Origin of the sequence: Streptomyces sp. AC1-42W, from assembly GCF_003248355.1 — a bacterium.
GTDB lineage: Bacteria > Actinomycetota > Actinomycetes > Streptomycetales > Streptomycetaceae > Streptomyces.
Map to the genome: position 1 here is coordinate 228,263 of NZ_QKWY01000002.1, position 16,540 is coordinate 244,802.

At 71.7% G+C, this 16,540-nt stretch carries 15 protein-coding genes and 1 tRNA gene; 3 read left to right on the forward strand and 13 right to left on the reverse strand.

Annotated elements, in window-relative coordinates:
* Positions 1–29 precede the first annotated feature (29 nt).
* From mpaP to rfbA, 13 genes are all read right to left on the reverse strand, one after another.
* Positions 30–1,673 carry a daptide biosynthesis intramembrane metalloprotease gene (gene mpaP, locus DNK56_RS18830; protein ID WP_111336309.1) on the reverse strand — a complete coding sequence of 548 codons (1,644 nt, stop codon included), beginning with the start codon at positions 1,671–1,673 and terminating at the stop codon, positions 30–32.
* A 61-nt stretch (positions 1,674–1,734) separates the two neighbouring features.
* Complete coding sequence (locus tag DNK56_RS18835) at positions 1,735–2,475, reverse strand: ABC transporter permease (RefSeq protein WP_111336311.1); 741 nt, start codon at positions 2,473–2,475, stop codon at positions 1,735–1,737.
* Positions 2,468–3,196 (reverse strand): ABC transporter ATP-binding protein, encoded by a 729-nt coding sequence (locus DNK56_RS18840; protein WP_111336313.1) that lies wholly within the window; start codon positions 3,194–3,196, stop codon positions 2,468–2,470. Before DNK56_RS18840 ends, DNK56_RS18835 begins: the two co-directional genes overlap by 8 nt.
* Entirely contained in the window at positions 3,193–3,399 is a 207-nt protein-coding gene (locus DNK56_RS18845; RefSeq protein WP_111336316.1) for a hypothetical protein, read from the reverse strand. The genes DNK56_RS18840 and DNK56_RS18845 overlap by 4 nt, the downstream gene beginning before the upstream one ends.
* 106 nt (positions 3,400–3,505) lie before the next feature.
* A complete protein-coding gene (locus DNK56_RS35030; RefSeq protein WP_158564900.1) occupies positions 3,506–3,676 on the reverse strand; it encodes a daptide-type RiPP in 171 nt (56 codons plus the stop codon).
* Positions 3,677–3,761: 85 nt separating this feature from the next.
* On the reverse strand, positions 3,762–3,923 hold the full coding sequence (locus DNK56_RS35445) for a daptide-type RiPP (protein WP_199564806.1): 162 nt from the start codon (positions 3,921–3,923) through the stop codon (positions 3,762–3,764).
* A 79-nt stretch (positions 3,924–4,002) separates the two neighbouring features.
* Positions 4,003–5,277, reverse strand: a complete 1,275-nt coding sequence (gene mpaC, locus DNK56_RS18850; protein ID WP_111336318.1) for a daptide-type RiPP biosynthesis dehydogenase — start codon at positions 5,275–5,277, stop codon at positions 4,003–4,005.
* The gene (gene mpaD, locus DNK56_RS18855; RefSeq protein ID WP_111336320.1) at positions 5,274–6,602 is read right to left on the reverse strand and encodes a daptide-type RiPP biosynthesis aminotransferase; all 1,329 of its coding nucleotides are present in this window, start codon (positions 6,600–6,602) and stop codon (positions 5,274–5,276) included. Before mpaD ends, mpaC begins: the two co-directional genes overlap by 4 nt.
* Positions 6,599–7,417 carry a daptide-type RiPP biosynthesis methyltransferase gene (gene mpaM, locus DNK56_RS18860; RefSeq protein ID WP_111336323.1) on the reverse strand — a complete coding sequence of 273 codons (819 nt, stop codon included), beginning with the start codon at positions 7,415–7,417 and terminating at the stop codon, positions 6,599–6,601. Before mpaM ends, mpaD begins: the two co-directional genes overlap by 4 nt.
* Before the next feature lie 7 nt (positions 7,418–7,424).
* A complete protein-coding gene (gene mpaB / locus DNK56_RS18865; RefSeq protein ID WP_199564807.1) occupies positions 7,425–8,489 on the reverse strand; it encodes a daptide biosynthesis RiPP recognition protein in 1,065 nt (354 codons plus the stop codon).
* An 88-nt stretch (positions 8,490–8,577) separates the two neighbouring features.
* Entirely contained in the window at positions 8,578–9,543 is a 966-nt protein-coding gene (locus DNK56_RS18870) for an LLM class flavin-dependent oxidoreductase (protein ID WP_111336325.1), read from the reverse strand.
* Positions 9,544–9,897: 354 nt separating this feature from the next.
* Entirely contained in the window at positions 9,898–10,506 is a 609-nt protein-coding gene (locus tag DNK56_RS18875) for a dTDP-4-dehydrorhamnose 3,5-epimerase family protein (protein WP_274578713.1), read from the reverse strand.
* A 5-nt stretch (positions 10,507–10,511) separates the two neighbouring features.
* Positions 10,512–11,387, reverse strand: coding sequence for a glucose-1-phosphate thymidylyltransferase RfbA (gene rfbA / locus DNK56_RS18880; protein WP_111339391.1), 876 nt, complete (start codon positions 11,385–11,387; stop codon positions 10,512–10,514).
* A gap of 169 nt (positions 11,388–11,556) precedes the next feature.
* Here rfbA and hrpA point away from each other — a divergent pair, with 169 nt between their 5' ends.
* The 3 genes from hrpA (at position 11,557) to DNK56_RS36080 (ending at position 16,145) form a co-directional block, all read left to right on the forward strand.
* Positions 11,557–15,516 (forward strand): ATP-dependent RNA helicase HrpA, encoded by a 3,960-nt coding sequence (gene hrpA / locus DNK56_RS18885; protein WP_111336330.1) that lies wholly within the window; start codon positions 11,557–11,559, stop codon positions 15,514–15,516.
* A gap of 127 nt (positions 15,517–15,643) precedes the next feature.
* Positions 15,644–15,718: transfer RNA gene (locus DNK56_RS18890), tRNA-Asp, on the forward strand.
* Between the two features lie 139 nt (positions 15,719–15,857).
* Entirely contained in the window at positions 15,858–16,145 is a 288-nt protein-coding gene (locus tag DNK56_RS36080) for a DUF6274 family protein (protein ID WP_111336333.1), read from the forward strand.
* Positions 16,146–16,540: the final 395 nt, after the last annotated feature.

Genomic DNA, 16,540 nt, shown 5'->3' on the forward strand with positions numbered 1-16,540 from the left:
GCAGAGAGTGCGAACCGGCGGGTGCCGTGCTACCAGCGGAAGGCGGGCAGCACGTACTTGACGTACAGCCACTTCCCGGCGGGCATGCTGCCCGCGTCCACGACCGCTCCGCCGATCCGGGCGTCGGGGGCCTTCGTGAGCTCCAGCCGGTAGCCGTCGGCGGGGGTCGGCAGCGAGTCGGCCCGCAGCGGCAGGAACGCGGAGAGCGGGGCCGTGGTGGACTCCGGCCGGTCCGAGGCGATCACACCGTGCCCGGTCTCGGCCTTCGCGGCGAGCCCCACGCGGTAGAGGCGCACCTGCGCGCCCTTCTCCATCACGGAGCGGTCGGCGGAGGGCGGCAGCAGGAACACGGCGGTGCCGTCGTCGCGCACCTCGTAGCCCGCGGTCACCGTGTACGGGATCTGGACGAGCGCGAGCACGGCCGTGAGCGCCCCGGTGGCCAGCACCGCGCCGATGCCGAGCCGTACCGATCCCGCGCCGCCGGCCCGCGCCTCGCGCAGGACGCGCAGGAAGCCGCGGCCGAGGTGGTAGCAGAGGTAGCCGAGCCCGCAGAGCATGAGCCACGCGCCGATGATGCCGATGCGCTGCAGGGCGTCGCCCCACAGGCCGATCGCCGTGGCGATCAGATAGAGCGGGAAGGCCATGCAGACGAGCCCGAACGGCACGGCCCACCGGCCGAGTTCGGGAAGCCCCCGCGCGTACCGCCCGCCGAACAGCAGCCGGGCCACCGCGCGGCGCCCGTCGACGAGCGCCCGGTCGCGCAGATGCGGCACGTCGAGGTGGCTCATCAGCGCGATGTAGCCGTCGAGCTTGACGAACGGCATCAGGTTGAGGATGCCCGCGATGTACGTGACGAACGAGAAGATCAGGAGCCCGTCGCGGGCCTCGCCGGAGAAGAAGAGGGAGGCCGCGGCCGCGCCCCCGGCGATGACGACCTGGGTGGCGATCCCGGCCAGGGCGACGGCGACCCGCTGCCCCTTGCGCGGCAGCCGCCAGCCGTCCGTCACGTCGCAGAAGAAGGCGGGCGAGAGGTAGAAGAGCATGACGCCCATGCGCGCCGGGCGCCCCCCGTGGTGGGTGAGGACGGCTCCGTGGCCGAACTCGTGCACGGCGGTCGTGGCCAGGATGCCCACGAAGATCGCGAGGTACGTGCCGAGGCCCAGCGGCCGCCCGAGCGCGGCGTTCAGGCCGGCCGACTGGGCCGCGAGCACCATCAGCCCGCCCAGCGCGAGGACGGCGGCCGCGGCGGTCCCGGCCCGGCCCGCCAGCACCCGGACCAGCGGCGACAGGACCCGCAGCATGCGGTCGGGCCGCAGGATCGTGAACTGCACGGTCATCGGCGGTATGAACTTGAAGCGGCGGCCGCTCCTGCGGACCGTCTCACCGTTGTCGAGCAGCCGGCCCGACGCCAGCATGTCCACGGCGGTCGAGACCGCGTCGGCCGTCCACGGCTCGCCGAGGATCTCCGCCAGCAGCGCGTGGTCCCGCGTGCCGTTGAGCGCCAGGGCCAGCCGGGCCAGGTCGGGCTGGACCCGGAGGTAGCGCGCCGACCCCTGCTGGATCAGCCACGGCGCGCCCTCGGCGGCCGGCTCGTGCACCGAGACATCGGGGGCGAGCCGGGGGCGGGCGAGCAGTTCCGGGGGCACGGGCGGCGTCTCGGCCTTGGTGGACATACGGTCTGCCTGCCTTATCAGGTGAGGTCACGAACGCGATCGGATGAGGTCTCGAACGCGTTCAGGTGAGGTCTCGGACGCGGAAGAATCGGTAGGCGGCGAACCCGGCGGCCGCGAGCCAGCCCGCGATGACCAGGAGCGCGACCTGCGGCGAGAGCAGCACATGGCCCACGTCCCGGTAGATCGAACTCATGGCGATGGTGAACAGATAGCTCGCCGCCTCCGGCGCCAGCCGCTGGATGCCGGGGTCCATCAGCAGGGTCAGGGCCATCACCGCGACGACGGCCGCGATCTGGTGGCGGATGATCCAGCCGAGGAAGACGCCCCAGGGCGCGGCGAGCACGTTGCAGACGAACACGCCGAGGGCGATGAGCGTCGTCTCCTTCGTCCACTCGAAGTCCCGGCCGAAGGTGGACATGACGCCCCAGGCGGACAGCACCGAGCAGACCACGGCGAGCAGTCCGAAGACGGCGCCCATGACCGCGCCGATCGCCAGCTTGGCGCCGAACAGCCGGGAGCGCCCGGTCAGCAGGACGGAGCGGCTGATCGAGCCGGAGCCGTATTCACGGGTGACGACGACCGCGCCGTACAGGGACGCGAAGAGGAAGGTCATCATCCACGCGCGGACGACGTCGTCGGTCACCGACGCGAGGGTCGCGGTGCCGTTGTCGATGGCCTTGGAGCCCTCGGAGCCGTAACCGAAGCTCGCCATCAGCGACATGTAGATGCCGCAGAGCATCAGCACGAGCCAGGCCTTGCCGGTCCACGCCTTGAGCCATTCACCGCGCAGTGCGTCAGACACGGGCCCCCCCGGCGGTTCCGGCCAGTTCGAAGAAACGGTCTTCCAGGCGCTCGGCGCCGTCGCCGGTGAGCTGCGACAGCTCGCCCGCGAAGCGCAGCGTGCGCTGGAGGATCACGACGTCGTCGACGGTCTGCTCGACCTCGGCGAGGAGGTGGCTGGAGAGCAGGATGGTCCGGCCCTCCGCCGCGAAGGAGCGCAGCAGTTCGCGCAGCCAGCGGATGCCGTCCGGGTCGAGGCCGTTGACCGGCTCGTCCAGGACGAGGAGCTCGGGGTCGGGGAGCAGCGCGGTGGCGAGCGCCAGGCGCTGCTTCATGCCGGTGGAGTAGCCCTTGACCTTGCGGTCGGCGCCGTCGGTGAGGCCGACCTGGTCGAGCACCTCGTCGACGCGGGACAGCGGCAGGCCCAGGGTGCGCGCCCAGATCCGCAGGTCGCGGCGGCCGGTCGTGCCCGGCATCGGACCGGTCGAATCCATGCTGACGCCCACCCGTCGGGCGGCGTCCGGCAGCTTCTCGTACGGCTGTCCGAAGAGCGTGGCGTGCCCGGTGGTGGCGCGGGCGAGGCCGAGGAGGACGCGCAGGGCGGTGCTCTTGCCGGCCCCGTTGCGGCCGAGGAGACCGACGATACGGCCGGGGCGGACGGCGAAGGAGAGGTCCTCGACGGCGGTCAGCGCGCCGAACCGCTTCGTCACCCCGTGGAATTCGATGACCGCGGGCTCGCTCACGGCTGCTCCTGACCGCGGTTGCCCCTGACCGCGGCGGCTCCGACCAGGGCGGAGGCCCCCGCGATGGCAAAGACGATGACGGCGGTCACGACAATCCGTGACGAACCGTCCAGTTCGAGTGCGGTCGCGACGGCGGCCAGTGCGACCAGCACGCCGAGACCGGCGACGGACAGGGCGAGGCCGACGGCGCTCCTGCGGTTCATGTCTCTCCTCCACCTCATGGTGTTCGGTACTGTGCTCACTGGGCCGATGCCGTGGTGGCGGATGCTGCCCGTCACCACGGCATCGACGCTCAGCTACTTCTCAGCATCAGGTGGCGATGCTGACGGCCACGCTGACCGCGGCGCTGGCCGCGGCGACACCGCTGATCGCGACGCCGATCGCGACTCCGGTCCAGAACCCCGGAGCGTCCATGGCCTCCAGCTCCTGCATGCCCAGTTCGAGCAGCGGAGCGATCTCCTTGGTCTCTTCCATGATCATGTGTCACACCTCTCTTCGTGATGAGTGGTCGGTCGGTACCCGGAAGTGGTGGCCGCCCGGTACGGGGGCCGCCTCTCCCCGGAACTCAGGTGAGGAGCGACACCGAGACGGCGGCGCTGCCGTAGGCGGCCGAGGCGCTGACGATCACGCCGACGACCACGCCGATGCCCGTCGCCCAGCCCGGCGCGTCCATGGCCTCGAGCTCCTGCATACCGAGTTCGAGCAGCGGCTCGGGAGTCTCCTGCATGTCCCCTCCTTCTTGTCATGTTGCGTACTTTTCATCCCCCGCCGCGCCTCCCCGTCACCGGATGAGCGCGGTGGAAGTCCTAGGTGGCCGGGGCCAGTCGCTCCCCGGCGGGGCGGGCTGCGGCGCCCGCCCGCGGCCGGACCGGGCCCGGAGCGGGGCCGGGCTCCATCACGGTCGCCCGCAGCAGCCTCAGCACCTCCGCGTGGCCGAGGCCGCCCAGCATCGGCAGCCCCGCGCCCCACACCCGGACGATGCGGTGCGCGAGCGCCGCGGTCGCCCCGGGGGCGGCGGTGACGCGCCGTCCGACGCCCCAGGCGTCGATGAGCGCGGCCACTCCGTCCGCCGGGTCGGCGGGCAGCGGCTGCCCCGCCCCGGCGCGGACGGCGGACCACAGCCCGCGCAGCCGCCGCCGGGAGCCGAGGCGGGTCTCGCCCCGGTCGATGGCCCGCCACAGCGGTGGCAGCAGTGCGGCGACCGCCGTCATCTTCCGCAGTCCGAGCACGGTGGAGAGCTCGTTGGCGACCAGCCAGCCCTTGACGGCGTACGGGTCGCGCTCGTCGTGGAAGTGCCGGGTGTGGATCTCGGCGCTGAGCCGGGCCGCGCGCTCCCGCTGGGCCGTCGTGGCCGGCCCTCCGGTCCGGGTCGCGGCCACGACCTCGTAGCCGAGGCCCAGCAGCTCCGCCGCCACCGCCCGCACCCGCGCGTCCGGCTCCGGCTGGTCGGCGTGGTCCCCGATGTAGGGGCTGACCAGGCGGAAGAACGCCTCCAGGACGCCCTCGACGAACAGGTGCCTGGGCAGCGTCGCGGTGGCGAGCGGCTCGCGCACCGCGAACTCGGGCCGCAGTTCGGCCGCCATGACGAGCCGTTTGGCGTCCGGGTAGCCGAGGCAGGCCACCGCGCTGGCCTCCGAACCCGTGCCGATGGTGGTCGGCACGGCGATCAGCGGCATCGGGCGCGGCGGTACGCGGGTGAGGACGACGAGTCCGGAGCGCTGGGGCACGGTCAGCCGGCCCGCGACCGCCCGGCCGGCGGCGGCCAGCGTCGCCAGCTTCGCCCGGTCGAGCAGCGCGCCGCCCCCCAGGGCGAACACCCTCGCCGCGCCCTCCAGCCGGGTGGCGAGCGCGAGTACGTCGTCCAGGTCTCCGGCGCCGGTCAGCGTCAGGGACTCGTACGGGCGCGCGCCCAGCACCGCGGTCAGGCCGCGGTGGACCGGGGTGTCCAGGACACCGCCGTCCACGAGCAGGACGGTGCGGCCGGGGGCGTTCAGCCCGGGGTCCCGTCCGATGCGGGCGGCCAGCGCGTCGGTCCCGGTGAGGGTGACGCGGTCGGGTGGCGGGAGCACGGCCGCGGTCATGCCGTCGCCCGCCCGGTGTTCGCCAGGTGGGCGTCGAGCCCCGCCCGCACGCAGGCGAACAGTTCGGCGGCCTCGGCCTCGGTGTAGGTGAGCGCCGGGATGAGCTGGACGCCGTGCAGGCCGGGGTGGACGATCGCGCCCGCCCGCCGGATCTCCGTGACGAGCGCGGGGACCTCGGTCAGCGGGAAGGGTTCGGTGCCGTCGGGTTCCGCCGTGAGACGGACCGAGCGGAAGCAGCCGCGCCCCGTGGACCCGCTCACGTAGGGGTGGGTGGCGGCCAGCGCGTCGAGTTCGCGGGTGAGCGTCTCGCCGAGCACGCGGGCCCGCGCCACCACGTCCAGGCGGCTCATCTCGGCGAGCGTCGCGAGGATCGTCGCGCAGGTGACGGGCGTCCCGGCCTGGGTCTCGCCGTGGCTCAGGAGCGCCCCGGCCTCGTGGAAGGCGTCGGCGACGGTACGGGCGGCGATGACGGCGGCGGCCGCGCTGGTGCCGTTCGTCAGCCCCTTGGACACGATCATCAGGTCGGGCGGCGCCGGCCAGCGCTGCGAGGCGAAGAAGTCGCCGGTCCGGCCGAAGCCGGTCGCGACCTCGTCCGCGACGAGCAGGAAGCCGTGCTCCTCGCGCAGCCGGAGCAGGTCCGCGATGTACGCGTCGTCGAGCGGGATCGCGCCGGAGCCGAGCACCGGCTCGACGACGACGGCGGCGATCTGGGCGCCCTGCCGGGCCAGGAGCCGCTCCAGCTCCCCGGCGTCGTTCGGGGGCACGTGCCGCACGAGCCGCTGGTCGACCCCGTACAGCTGCTGGCCCAGGTCCTCGCCGGTGAGGGCGAAGCCGCCGAAGGTCAGCCCGTGGTAGCTGCCGCGCAGGCCGACGACGACCTTGCGGCGCTCCTGGCCGCGCAGCGCGTGGTAGTGCCGGGCGACCTTCATGGCGAGGTCGTTCGCCGCTCCGCCGGAGGTCGAGAACAGCACCCGGCCGTAGTGCCCGGCGCCCGCGACGTCCACCAGGGCCTCGGCGGCGCGGCGCGCGTACACGTTCTCGTAGCGGAAGGTGCTGAGGTAGGAGGCGTTGAGCAGGGCCTCGGCGCCGGCCCGGGCCACCGCCTCGTTGCCGTAGCCGAGGTTGGTGTTCCACAGGCCGCTGGAGCCGCAGAGCAGTTCCCGGCCGTCGGCGAAGCGGACCCGGACGCCCCGGGCCGAGACGGTGCACAGCTCGTCCTTGCCGTGGTGCTCGGGGGGCAGGAGGTTGGGCCAGAGGGCGGCGGTGCCCGGACCGGCCGTCTCCGGACCGGTGGCCCGGCCGGTGTGCGTATCCGTCGTGGTCATGCCGCGACCTCCACTTCGAGGAGTGTGCTGTGATGGCGCTCGCCGACCGGGGGCAGCGGGTGACGGGCGGCGACCCGAAGACCGCTCGCGTTCAGCTCCGCCTCCAGCCGGTCGGCGGGGAGCACCCGGATGCTGGTGAGGCCCACCCGTACCGGGCCCTCGTCGTACCGGGCCGGGAAGATCGAGACGACGCGGGCCTCCATGCCGGGTTCCCAGTACTCGAACATCCGGTAGTCGTTGCCCGCCGCCGTGCTGAAGTTCAACTCCCGCTCGGCGGGGCCCGATCCGTCCAGGTCGACCGTGGTGAGCAGGAACCTGCCGCCGGGTGCCAGGTGCCGGCGCACGGAGGCGTAGAGCCCCGCCCGGCCGGTCTCGTCCAGCAGCGAGATCGAGGTGGTGGCCAGGACCACGCAGGCGAAGGCGCTCCCCAGCGCGAAGTCGCTCATGTCGCCCTGGACGAGCGTGGCGCGGCCCCGCAGCCCGGCCGGGGCCTTGCCGAGGCGTTCGCGCAGCAGGTCGAGCATGCTCGGGGAGAGTTCGAGCGCGGTGACCTCGCGCCCCAGGGCGAGCAGCGGCATCGTGAGCCGGCCCGAGCCCGCCGCGAGGTCGAGCACGGGTCCGGGGGCGGTGCCCCGGACGAGGGAGATCAGCTCCCGCACCTCGTGGTGGTCCTGTTGTGCCAGCTCGTGGTAGATCGAGGAGCCGTCCTCGTCGTAGAGGCTGCAGCACTCGGCGCGCTCGCCGAGTTCGGCGAGGAGCGTGGCCGCCCGTCCGGCGATGCCGGCCTCCGGCAGCGCGATCCCGTCCGTTCTCATGCCCGCGTCACTTCCCCGCCGCTGCGAGGGGCCGCGTCGTGAGGGCGAGCCCGGCGGCGCCGAACCGCTCGCCCACGGTGTCGAGGCGGGCGCGCTCCACGTACGAGGCGGCCACGTCGGCCGAGTCGCACACGAGCAGTGCCTCGGCGGCCTCGGCGACATCGCGGCCGAGCCGGAAGCTGCGCCCGCGCCGGGGCTCGTGGGCGTACAGGTCCTCGCCGGCCCGCAGCAGCAGGAGCCGGTCGGCGTGCACGGTGTCGGCGGGGTCGCCGTGGTCGGCGAGCCCGGACACGAGGCGCTCGCCGAACCCGGAGACTCCGTCGACGACGATGCCGCGGGCGCGCAGGTCGCGCAGGGCCTGTACGGCGGCGAGGTAGCGGCCGAGCCAGGGCCGGGCGGCCAGCGCGGCGGCGCGGACCGGCTCCGGGACGGCGTTGCCCAGGCAGACGGCGCACGGCGCGTCGGACCGCTCGTTGGCCCGCGTCCACGCCTCGGTGAGCTGCCCGAAGCCGTCGCCCACGGTGCCGAGCGGGGTGCCGCCGGGCGAGGTGGACAGCGTTCCCGAGGGCCCGGCGTGGAGCCGGAGTCCGGGGCCGTCGCCGGCCGGTCCGGCGCCGAGGGCCGGGAGGTCGGCGAGCTGGATGGCCGGGTTGGTGAGGAAGTCCGCGAAGCCGCCCTCCTCGTAGGCGCGGTCGGCGTCGTTGAGGTACGCCTCGAAGTCGCCCTCGTCCGCCACCCGGACGACCGTGGGCCCGACGATCGACATGTACTCGCTGATGCCGTACGCCTGGATCTGGAGGTAGAAGCCGGGGTCGTGCGTGAACTCGGTGCCCGGCTCGGCGAGCGAGCCCTCGTAGGGCACGAGTTCGGGGCCGTCACCGGGCTCGGCTGCGGAGCCGGCCGCACCCGGTACGAAGATCATGGTGTCGTCGTCCACCGCGTCCGAGGCGAGCAGGGCGTCCAGGTGCGCGGCGTCCTCCAGCACGACGGTGCCGGCGGCACGCGGCGCGACCCGGGCCGTGGTCGCACGCCCCGTCGACCAGCCCATCAGGCGCACTTTCAGCGCGGACATGACACACCCTCCTCGATGACCCAGCAAGAAATAAATTCCATGACGGCAACCCCGCGCACATGAACGCGCGGAAATTCAGATCCGGAACCTAAACGGAAGGAAGAGCAGAAAGGATTTTCTTGAGATCGGACATCGCTTCCTGCGCACCGGCCGCATTGAATACCCCGGTCACATTGAGCACCACTTCGTCAACGCCCGCCTTTTCATAGGCCAGCAATTGATCGAGCACCTGACCGGTGTCCCCGCTCAGAAATGCGCCGCCCGCCACAAGTGCTTTCGCATCGGCTTCGACGTCTTCACCGCCCACGCCGACACCGGCCCGGCGCAGCATGTCGATGTAGTGGGGGCCCTTGAGATGCGCCATGTTGCTCGCGAGCGCGATCCGGTCCGGACCCAGGCCCTCGCGCTCCAGCGCCACCGGCACGATCGCGGTCAGCCGGGGTACCGGCCGACCCGCTCGCGCGGCTCCCTCACGCAGCGCCGGAAGCACGATGTCGGCCAGATAGGAGGCGGGGGTCAACCAGGTGATCGCCACATCGGCGATCTCTCCCGCGAGCCGCGCCATGGCCGGTCTGAGCACGCCGAGCCCCAGCTCGACGGGTGGGGCGGGGAAGGCGGGAAGTGCGCCCTGGAACGAGACGAACTCGCCCTTGACGTCGACGACTTCGTTGGCGAGCAGCCCGCGCACGATCGTCAGGTACTCGCGCGCCGCGGTCAGCGGACTGCGGTACGGCTCGCCCAGCAGGCTGCGCTGCATCGAGCGGCCGCCGGGGCCGAATCCGGCCACCACCGGCTGTCCCGTCGCCAGCGCCACGGACCGCGCCTGCACGGCCGCCTCGTACGGGTGCCGCAGCGGCATCAGCGTGACGCCGAGGCCGACCGGCACCCGGAAACCCGCGCCGGCGGCATGTGCGAAGCCCTGGTGCGGCTCCACATACAGTGCCTGCCCCTGCCACAGGCGCTCGGCCCGGGTCCACTGGACCAGGCCGGCATAAGGAAGCAACTGCTCGGGGCGCCGAGGTAAAAAAGGCACCAGAACCGAATAGCCAGTCACGTAAAGCCCCCCGATGATGAATAGCGCCGACCGCCCTCGGAATGGACACGACCATCACATGATGTCCGTGTTATTTCCATCACGCTCCCGGCGTGCGCCAATCATGGCACCCACGTGAAGGAGTGTAAAGAGTCTGTATTGAAGCGGAAGAAGATCACCGATTGTCCGATTCGGCGGGAATAACACTGCTGATCATGGACCACCCCAAGATGATCACATCCAAAAAACGGACAAAAGGTGGCGTGACGGCATCCGCCGAAACGTCCTGGCGACCCCGTCACGGCCGTCGGCGGCCCCAGTACGCCCACAAACGGAGCCCACTGCTCCAGTCGCCGCGGAACTTGTAAACGGAATTCACTTGACGGGGGCGTTCGCTATCCGGAGTCCGCCGCTGTAGGCACGGCACGCCGCGTACTCCGGCAGCGTCCCCGCCGCCCGCGCCCGCGCCAGCGTCGGCGCCGCCCGGTCCCGCTCGGACAGCAGGGGCCGCGCCACCGGCCAGTCGATGGCCAGCTCGGGATCGAGCGGATGCACCGCGTGCTCCGCCGCCGGCCGGTACGGCTCCGAGCACACATAGCTCAGCGTCGTGTCGTCCTCCAGCGCGCAGAACGCGTGCCCCAGCCCCTCCGCCAGATACACGGCCGCCCGCCGCACGTCGTCCAGGCGCACCGCCTCCCAGCGCCCGTACGTCGGGGAGCCCGTCCGCAGGTCCACCACCACGTCCAGACAGGCGCCCCGTACGCACGTCACGTACTTGGCCTGCCCCGGCGGCACGTCCGCGTAGTGCACCCCCCGCACCACCCCGCGCGCGGACACCGACAGATTGGCCTGGGCGAGCCGCAGCGGATGGCCGACCGCCTCGGCGAGCACATCGGCGCGGTACCACTCCAGGAAGAGCCCGCGCGGATCGGCCCTGCGCACCGGCCGGATCTCCCAGGCGCCCGCGATGCCCAGCGCACGCACGTCCATCAGGCCGTCCCCCCTTCGTCCAGCAGATCCAGCAGGTAGCGGCCGTAGCCGCTGGCGAGCAGGGGCCCGCTCAGCGCGCGCAGCTGGGCGTCGTCGATCAGCCCGCACCGCCACACGGTCTCCTCCAGACAGCCGACCTTCAGTCCCTGCCGCTCCTCGACGACCCGTACGTACTCCGACGCGCCGACCATCGAGGCGAACGTCCCGGCGTCCAGCCAGGTCGTGCCCCGGTCGAGCGCCGTCACCTTCAGCTCGCCCCACCGCAGATACGCCTCGTTGACCGCGGTGATCTCCAGCTCGCCCCGCGCGCTGGGGGCGAGACCGGCCGCGATCCCGACCACGCGGTTGTCGTAGAAGTAGAGACCGGGCACCGCGTAGCGCGAGCGCGGCCGCACCGGCTTCTCCTCTATGGACAGCGCGGTGCCGTCCGCGTCGAACTCCACGACGCCGTACGCCGAGGGGTCGGCGACCCGGTACGCGAAGATCCGCGCCCCCACCGGATCGGCGTACCGCCGCAGCCGCGTGCCGAGACCGGCACCGTGGAAGAGGTTGTCCCCGAGCACCAGCGCCACCGGCCGGTCCGCGATGAAGTCCGCGCCGATCAACAGCGCCTGGGCGATCCCCTCGGGGCGCTCCTGCACCCGGTACTCCAGACGCAGACCGAACTGCGAGCCGTCGCCGAGCAGCCGGCGGAAGTGCTGCCGGTCGTCGGGGCCGGTCACGATGAGGATCTCGCGCACCCCCGCCATCACCAGCGTGGTCAACGGGTAATAGATCATCGGCTTGTCGAAGATCGGCAGAAGCTGCTTCGACACCGCCCGCGTCGCCGGCCACAGACGGGAACCCGTACCGCCGGCGAGGAGTATTCCGCGCATCGTCACCGAGGGGGGCACGCCCTGCGGCGGCCGGCCCCGTATCCCTTCAGGTCCGAGTTGCGCGTGATCCTAACGGCTGGGCCGGTCCGCTACCAGGCTCCGCCGGGCCGCCCTTTCGCGCGAAATGGGTTCGCCGTTCCTCCGGCCCGGGTGAGACCCTGGGGTCCGTATGTCTACTTCCTTCGCCGATCTCCAGTCCCGGCTCGCACAGCTCTCCCTCCGCGATGCGAACCGGCTCGGCCGCCGTCTCGAGGGAGCCCGCCGCATCCGTAAGCCCGAGGCACAGCGGGCCGTGCTGGACGAGATCGCCGCCCAGGCGGACAAGGCGGCCGAACGGCTCGGCCTGCGGGCCGGCCGGATGCCCGCCGTCACCTACCCCGAACAGCTCCCGGTCAGTCAGAAGAAGGACGAGATCCTGGAGGCGATACGCGACCACCAGGTCGTGATCGTCGCGGGTGAGACCGGGTCCGGCAAGACCACCCAGATCCCCAAGATCTGCATGGAGCTGGGCCGGGGCGTCCGGGGCATGATCGGGCACACCCAGCCGCGCCGGATCGCCGCGCGCACGGTGGCCGAGCGGATCGCCGACGAGCTGAAGACCCCGCTGGGCGAGGCGGTCGGCTGGAAGGTCCGCTTCACCGACCAGGTGAACCCGGACGCGACCTTCGTCAAGCTGATGACGGACGGCATCCTCCTCGCGGAGATCCAGACGGACCGCGAGCTGCTGGCGTACGACACGATCATCATCGACGAGGCCCACGAGCGGTCCCTGAACATCGACTTCCTGCTCGGCTATCTGGCCCGGCTGCTGCCCCGGCGCCCCGATCTGAAGGTCGTCGTCACCTCCGCGACCATCGACCCGGAACGCTTCTCGCGCCACTTCGGCGACGCGCCGATCATCGAGGTCAGCGGCCGTACGTACCCCGTGGAGGTGCGGTACCGCCCCCTCCTGGAGGAGGACGGCGACGACGCCGACCGCGACCAGATCACCGCCATCTGCGACGCCGTGGACGAGCTCCAGGGCGAGGGCCCCGGCGACGTCCTGGTCTTCCTCTCCGGCGAGCGCGAGATCCGCGACACCGCCGACGCCCTCAACAAGCGCAATCTGCGCCACACCGAGGTGCTCCCCCTCTACGCACGCCTGTCGCACGCCGAACAGCACCGCGTCTTCCAGCGCCACACCGGACGCAGGATCGTTCTGGCGACCAACGTCGCCGAGACCTCGCTGACCGTGCCCGGCATCAAGTACGTGATCGATCCGGGCACCGCCCGCATCTCCCGCTACAGCCACCGCACCAAGGTCCAGCGGCTGCCCATCGAGCCCGTCTCGCAGGCCAGCGCCAACCAGCGCAAGGGCCGCTGCGGCCGTACCTCGGACGGCATCTGCATCCGGCTGTACTCCGAGGACGACTTCCTGACCCGCCCGGAGTTCACGGACGCGGAGATCCTGCGGACGAACCTGGCCTCCGTCATCCTCCAGATGACCGCCGCCGGCCTCGGCGACATCGAGAAGTTCCCCTTCATCGACCCGCCGGACCACCGCAACATCCGCGACGGCGTCCAGCTCCTCCAGGAGCTGGGGGCGCTCGACCCCACCGAAAAGGACCCCAAGAAGCGGCTCACCCCGCTCGGCCGCAAGCTCTCGCAGCTCCCGGTGGACCCCCGCCTGGCCCGGATGGTCGTCGAGGCCGACCGCAACGGCTGCGTACGCGAGGTCATGGTCATCGCCGCCGCGCTCTCCATCCAGGACCCGCGCGAGCGGCCCTCCGACAAACAGACGCAGGCCGACCAGCAGCACGCCCGGTTCAAGGACGAGACCTCCGACTTCCTGGCCTTCCTCAACCTGTGGCGCTACATCCGCGAGCAGCAGAAGGAGCGCGGCTCCTCCAGCTTCCGCCGGATGTGCAAACAGGAGTACCTCAACTTCCTGCGCATCCGCGAATGGCAGGACATCTACGCCCAGCTGCGCTCGGTCGCCAAGCAGATGGGCATCTCCCTGAACGACGAGGACGCGTCCGAGCAGTCGGTGCACACCTCGCTGCTGTCCGGGCTGCTGTCGCACATCGGCCTCAAGGACACCGAGAAGAACGAGTACCTGGGCGCCCGCAGCGCCAAGTTCGCGATCTTCCCCGGTTCGGCGCTGTTCAAGAAGCAGCCCCGGTTCGTGATGTCCGCGGAGCTGGTGGAGACCTCCCGGCTGTGGGCACGGGTCAACGCCCGCGTCGAGCCGGAGTGGATCGAGCCGGTGGCCCAGCATCTGCTGAAGCGCACCTACAGCGAACCGCACTGGGAGAAGGACCAGGCGGCCGTCATGGCGTACGAGCGGGTCACCCTGTACGGGGTACCGATCGTCGCCCAGCGCAAGATCAATTTCGGCCGGATCGACCAGGAGACCTCGCGGGACCTCTTCATCCGCAACGCCCTGGTCGAGGGCGACTGGCGCACCCACCACCAGTTCTTCCACGCCAACCGCAAACTGCTCGGCGAGGTCGAGGAGCTGGAGCACCGCGCCCGGCGCCGCGACATCCTGGTGGACGACGAGACGCTGTTCGACTTCTACGACCAGCGCATCCCCGAACACATCGTCTCCGGCGCCCACTTCGACTCCTGGTGGAAGCACAAGCGCCGCGACGAGCCCGACGCGCTCGACTTCGAGCGCTCGATGCTCATCAACGAGAAGGCCGGGGCCGTCACCAAGGACGACTACCCGGACTCCTGGCGGCAGGGGAAGCTCAAGTTCCGGGTGACCTACCAGTTCGAGCCGGGCGCGGACGCCGACGGGGTCACCGTCCACATTCCGCTCCAGGTGCTGAACCAGGTCACAGCCGAGGGCTTCGACTGGCAGATCCCCGGCCTGCGCGAGGAGGTCGTCACCGAACTGATCCGCTCGCTGCCCAAGCCGGTCCGCCGGCACTACGTGCCCGCGCCGAACTACGCCGCCAAGTTCCTGGAGCGGGCCGTCCCCCTCCAGGAGCCGATCACGGTGACGCTGGCCCGCGAGCTCCAGCGCATGGTCGGCGTCCCGGTCACCGCGGACGACTTCGACCTGGGCCGGGTCCCGGACCACCTCAAGATCACGTTCCGGATCGTGGACGAGCGGCGCCGCAGGGTCGCCGAGGACAAGGACCTGGAGGCGCTGCGGCTGCGGCTGCGCCCGAAGGCCCGGCAGGCCCTCTCCAAGGCCGCCGCGGCCACCGCGGGGCCCTCCGGCGAGTCCATCGAGCGCTCGGGCCTCAAGGACTGGACGATCGGCACGCTGGACAAGGTCTTCGAAACGCTTCCCCAAGCTCTCAGCTCCGTTCGAGCAGGGGAGACCCCACTGGCCGGTCAGCCGGTGAAGGCGTACCCGGCGCTCGTCGACCAGGGCGAGACCGTCGCCGTACGCCTCTTCGACACGGAGGCCGAGCAGCAGCAGGCGATGTGGCGCGGCACCCGGAAGCTGATCCTGCTGAACATCCCGGTGAACCCGGCGAAGTTCGCCTCGGACACGCTGACGAACCAGCAGAAGCTGGCCCTGTCCCGCAACCCGCACGGCTCCGTCCAGGCCCTGTTCGACGACTGCGCGACGGCGGCCGCGGACCGGCTGATCGCGGCGCACGGCGGCCCCGCCTGGGACGAGGCGTCGTTCCGGAAGCTGTTCGACAAGGTGCGCGCCGACCTGGTGGACCTGACCGTCCGCACGATCGACCAGGTGCAGCAGATCCTCGCGGCCTGGCAGGCGTGCGAGCGCCGGCTCAAGACCACCAACAGCCTGGTGCTGATCAACAACGTCACGGACGTACGCGACCACCTGGCGCGCCTGATGCCGCCCGGCTTCGTCACCGCGACCGGGCTGCGCAGGCTGCCCGACCTGATGCGCTACCTGGTCGCCGAGGACCGCAGGCTCCAGCAGATGCCGACCAACGTCCAGCGCGACACCACGCGCATGGACAAGGTCCACGAGATGCAGGACGAGTACGCCTGGCTGCTGGAGCAGCTGCCGAAGGGCCGGCCCGTCCCGCAGGAGGTCCTGGACATCCGGTGGATGATCGAGGAGCTGCGGGTGAGCTACTTCGCGCACGCCCTGGGCACCGCGTTCCCCGTCTCGGACAAGCGCATCGTGAAGGCCATCGACGCCGCCGCGCCCTAGGGGCGTCCGGGGGACGCCCCGGGCGCGCGCCGTGACGGAGCCGCCACCCGCGGTGAGTTCGACCGCACCCGCAGAACTCCTGTACAGTCTGTTTTCGCAGCCGGACGCGAGGAAGGCCGCGAAACCTGGTCCTGTGGAGCAGTTAGGAGTGCTCGCCACCCTGTCAAGGTGGAGGCCGCGGGTTCAAATCCCGTCAGGACCGCAGTACCGAAGGCCCGGATTCCATGAATCCGGGCCTTCGCGCGTCTTGACTCCGGCCTCCGCCGACGAGTACTCAGAAACCAGGGCCCGCCCCCGGATTCCCGGAGCGGGGCGGCGCGCATCCACCGGGAGGTGGCGCGATGGGGGCAACCACGGCCGAGTCGGCGCGGGAGCACGGGAGGGGGCCCCGGCACGCCGTCCGGGCATTGCTGAGGGCCCATCTGGCCGCCGCTTCCGGCTACCGTCACCTCACCCGGCGCTGCGCGGTCTGCGCCCGGCTGCTGCGGCTCGCCACGGAGCCCGTGACGGCCCCCCGGAGCGTCCGGCCGGGCGAGAGCCCCGCCGGACCGCCCACGGCGCCCGCAGGGCACCGGCGGGCCCCGGCAGGGGCTTCGGGGGCCAGGGACGTAAGTCCTCCCACGACATGACCTTCGGCTCCCCCCGTCGGCTTCCTCACAGTGGCAGGCTCGTAGATGGCAACAGTCATGCGGTGTGACGGGTGTCACTGAATCAGTTTTGAGAAGGGGGGACTTTACACCCTTCCTACAACTGGCGAATTTAATATGTGCAATTGCACCCCCGGAGGGATGTCGTCCGTTTGTCACCGCGACACCCCCCGGCGACCCCCGGGGCTCCCGGCCGCAGACCCCGGACGGCGCGCGGAACCGTACCGCGAGGTACGTACCGCGAGGTACGAACCGCGAGGTACGAACCGGGCCGCCGGCGGGCACAAAAAATCGCGCTGGACCCGGCGGAGTCCAGCGCGATCGGATGACATGACCCGCTTGGCACGGGTATGGCGCCCGTTGGGGCGGGCGCCCGT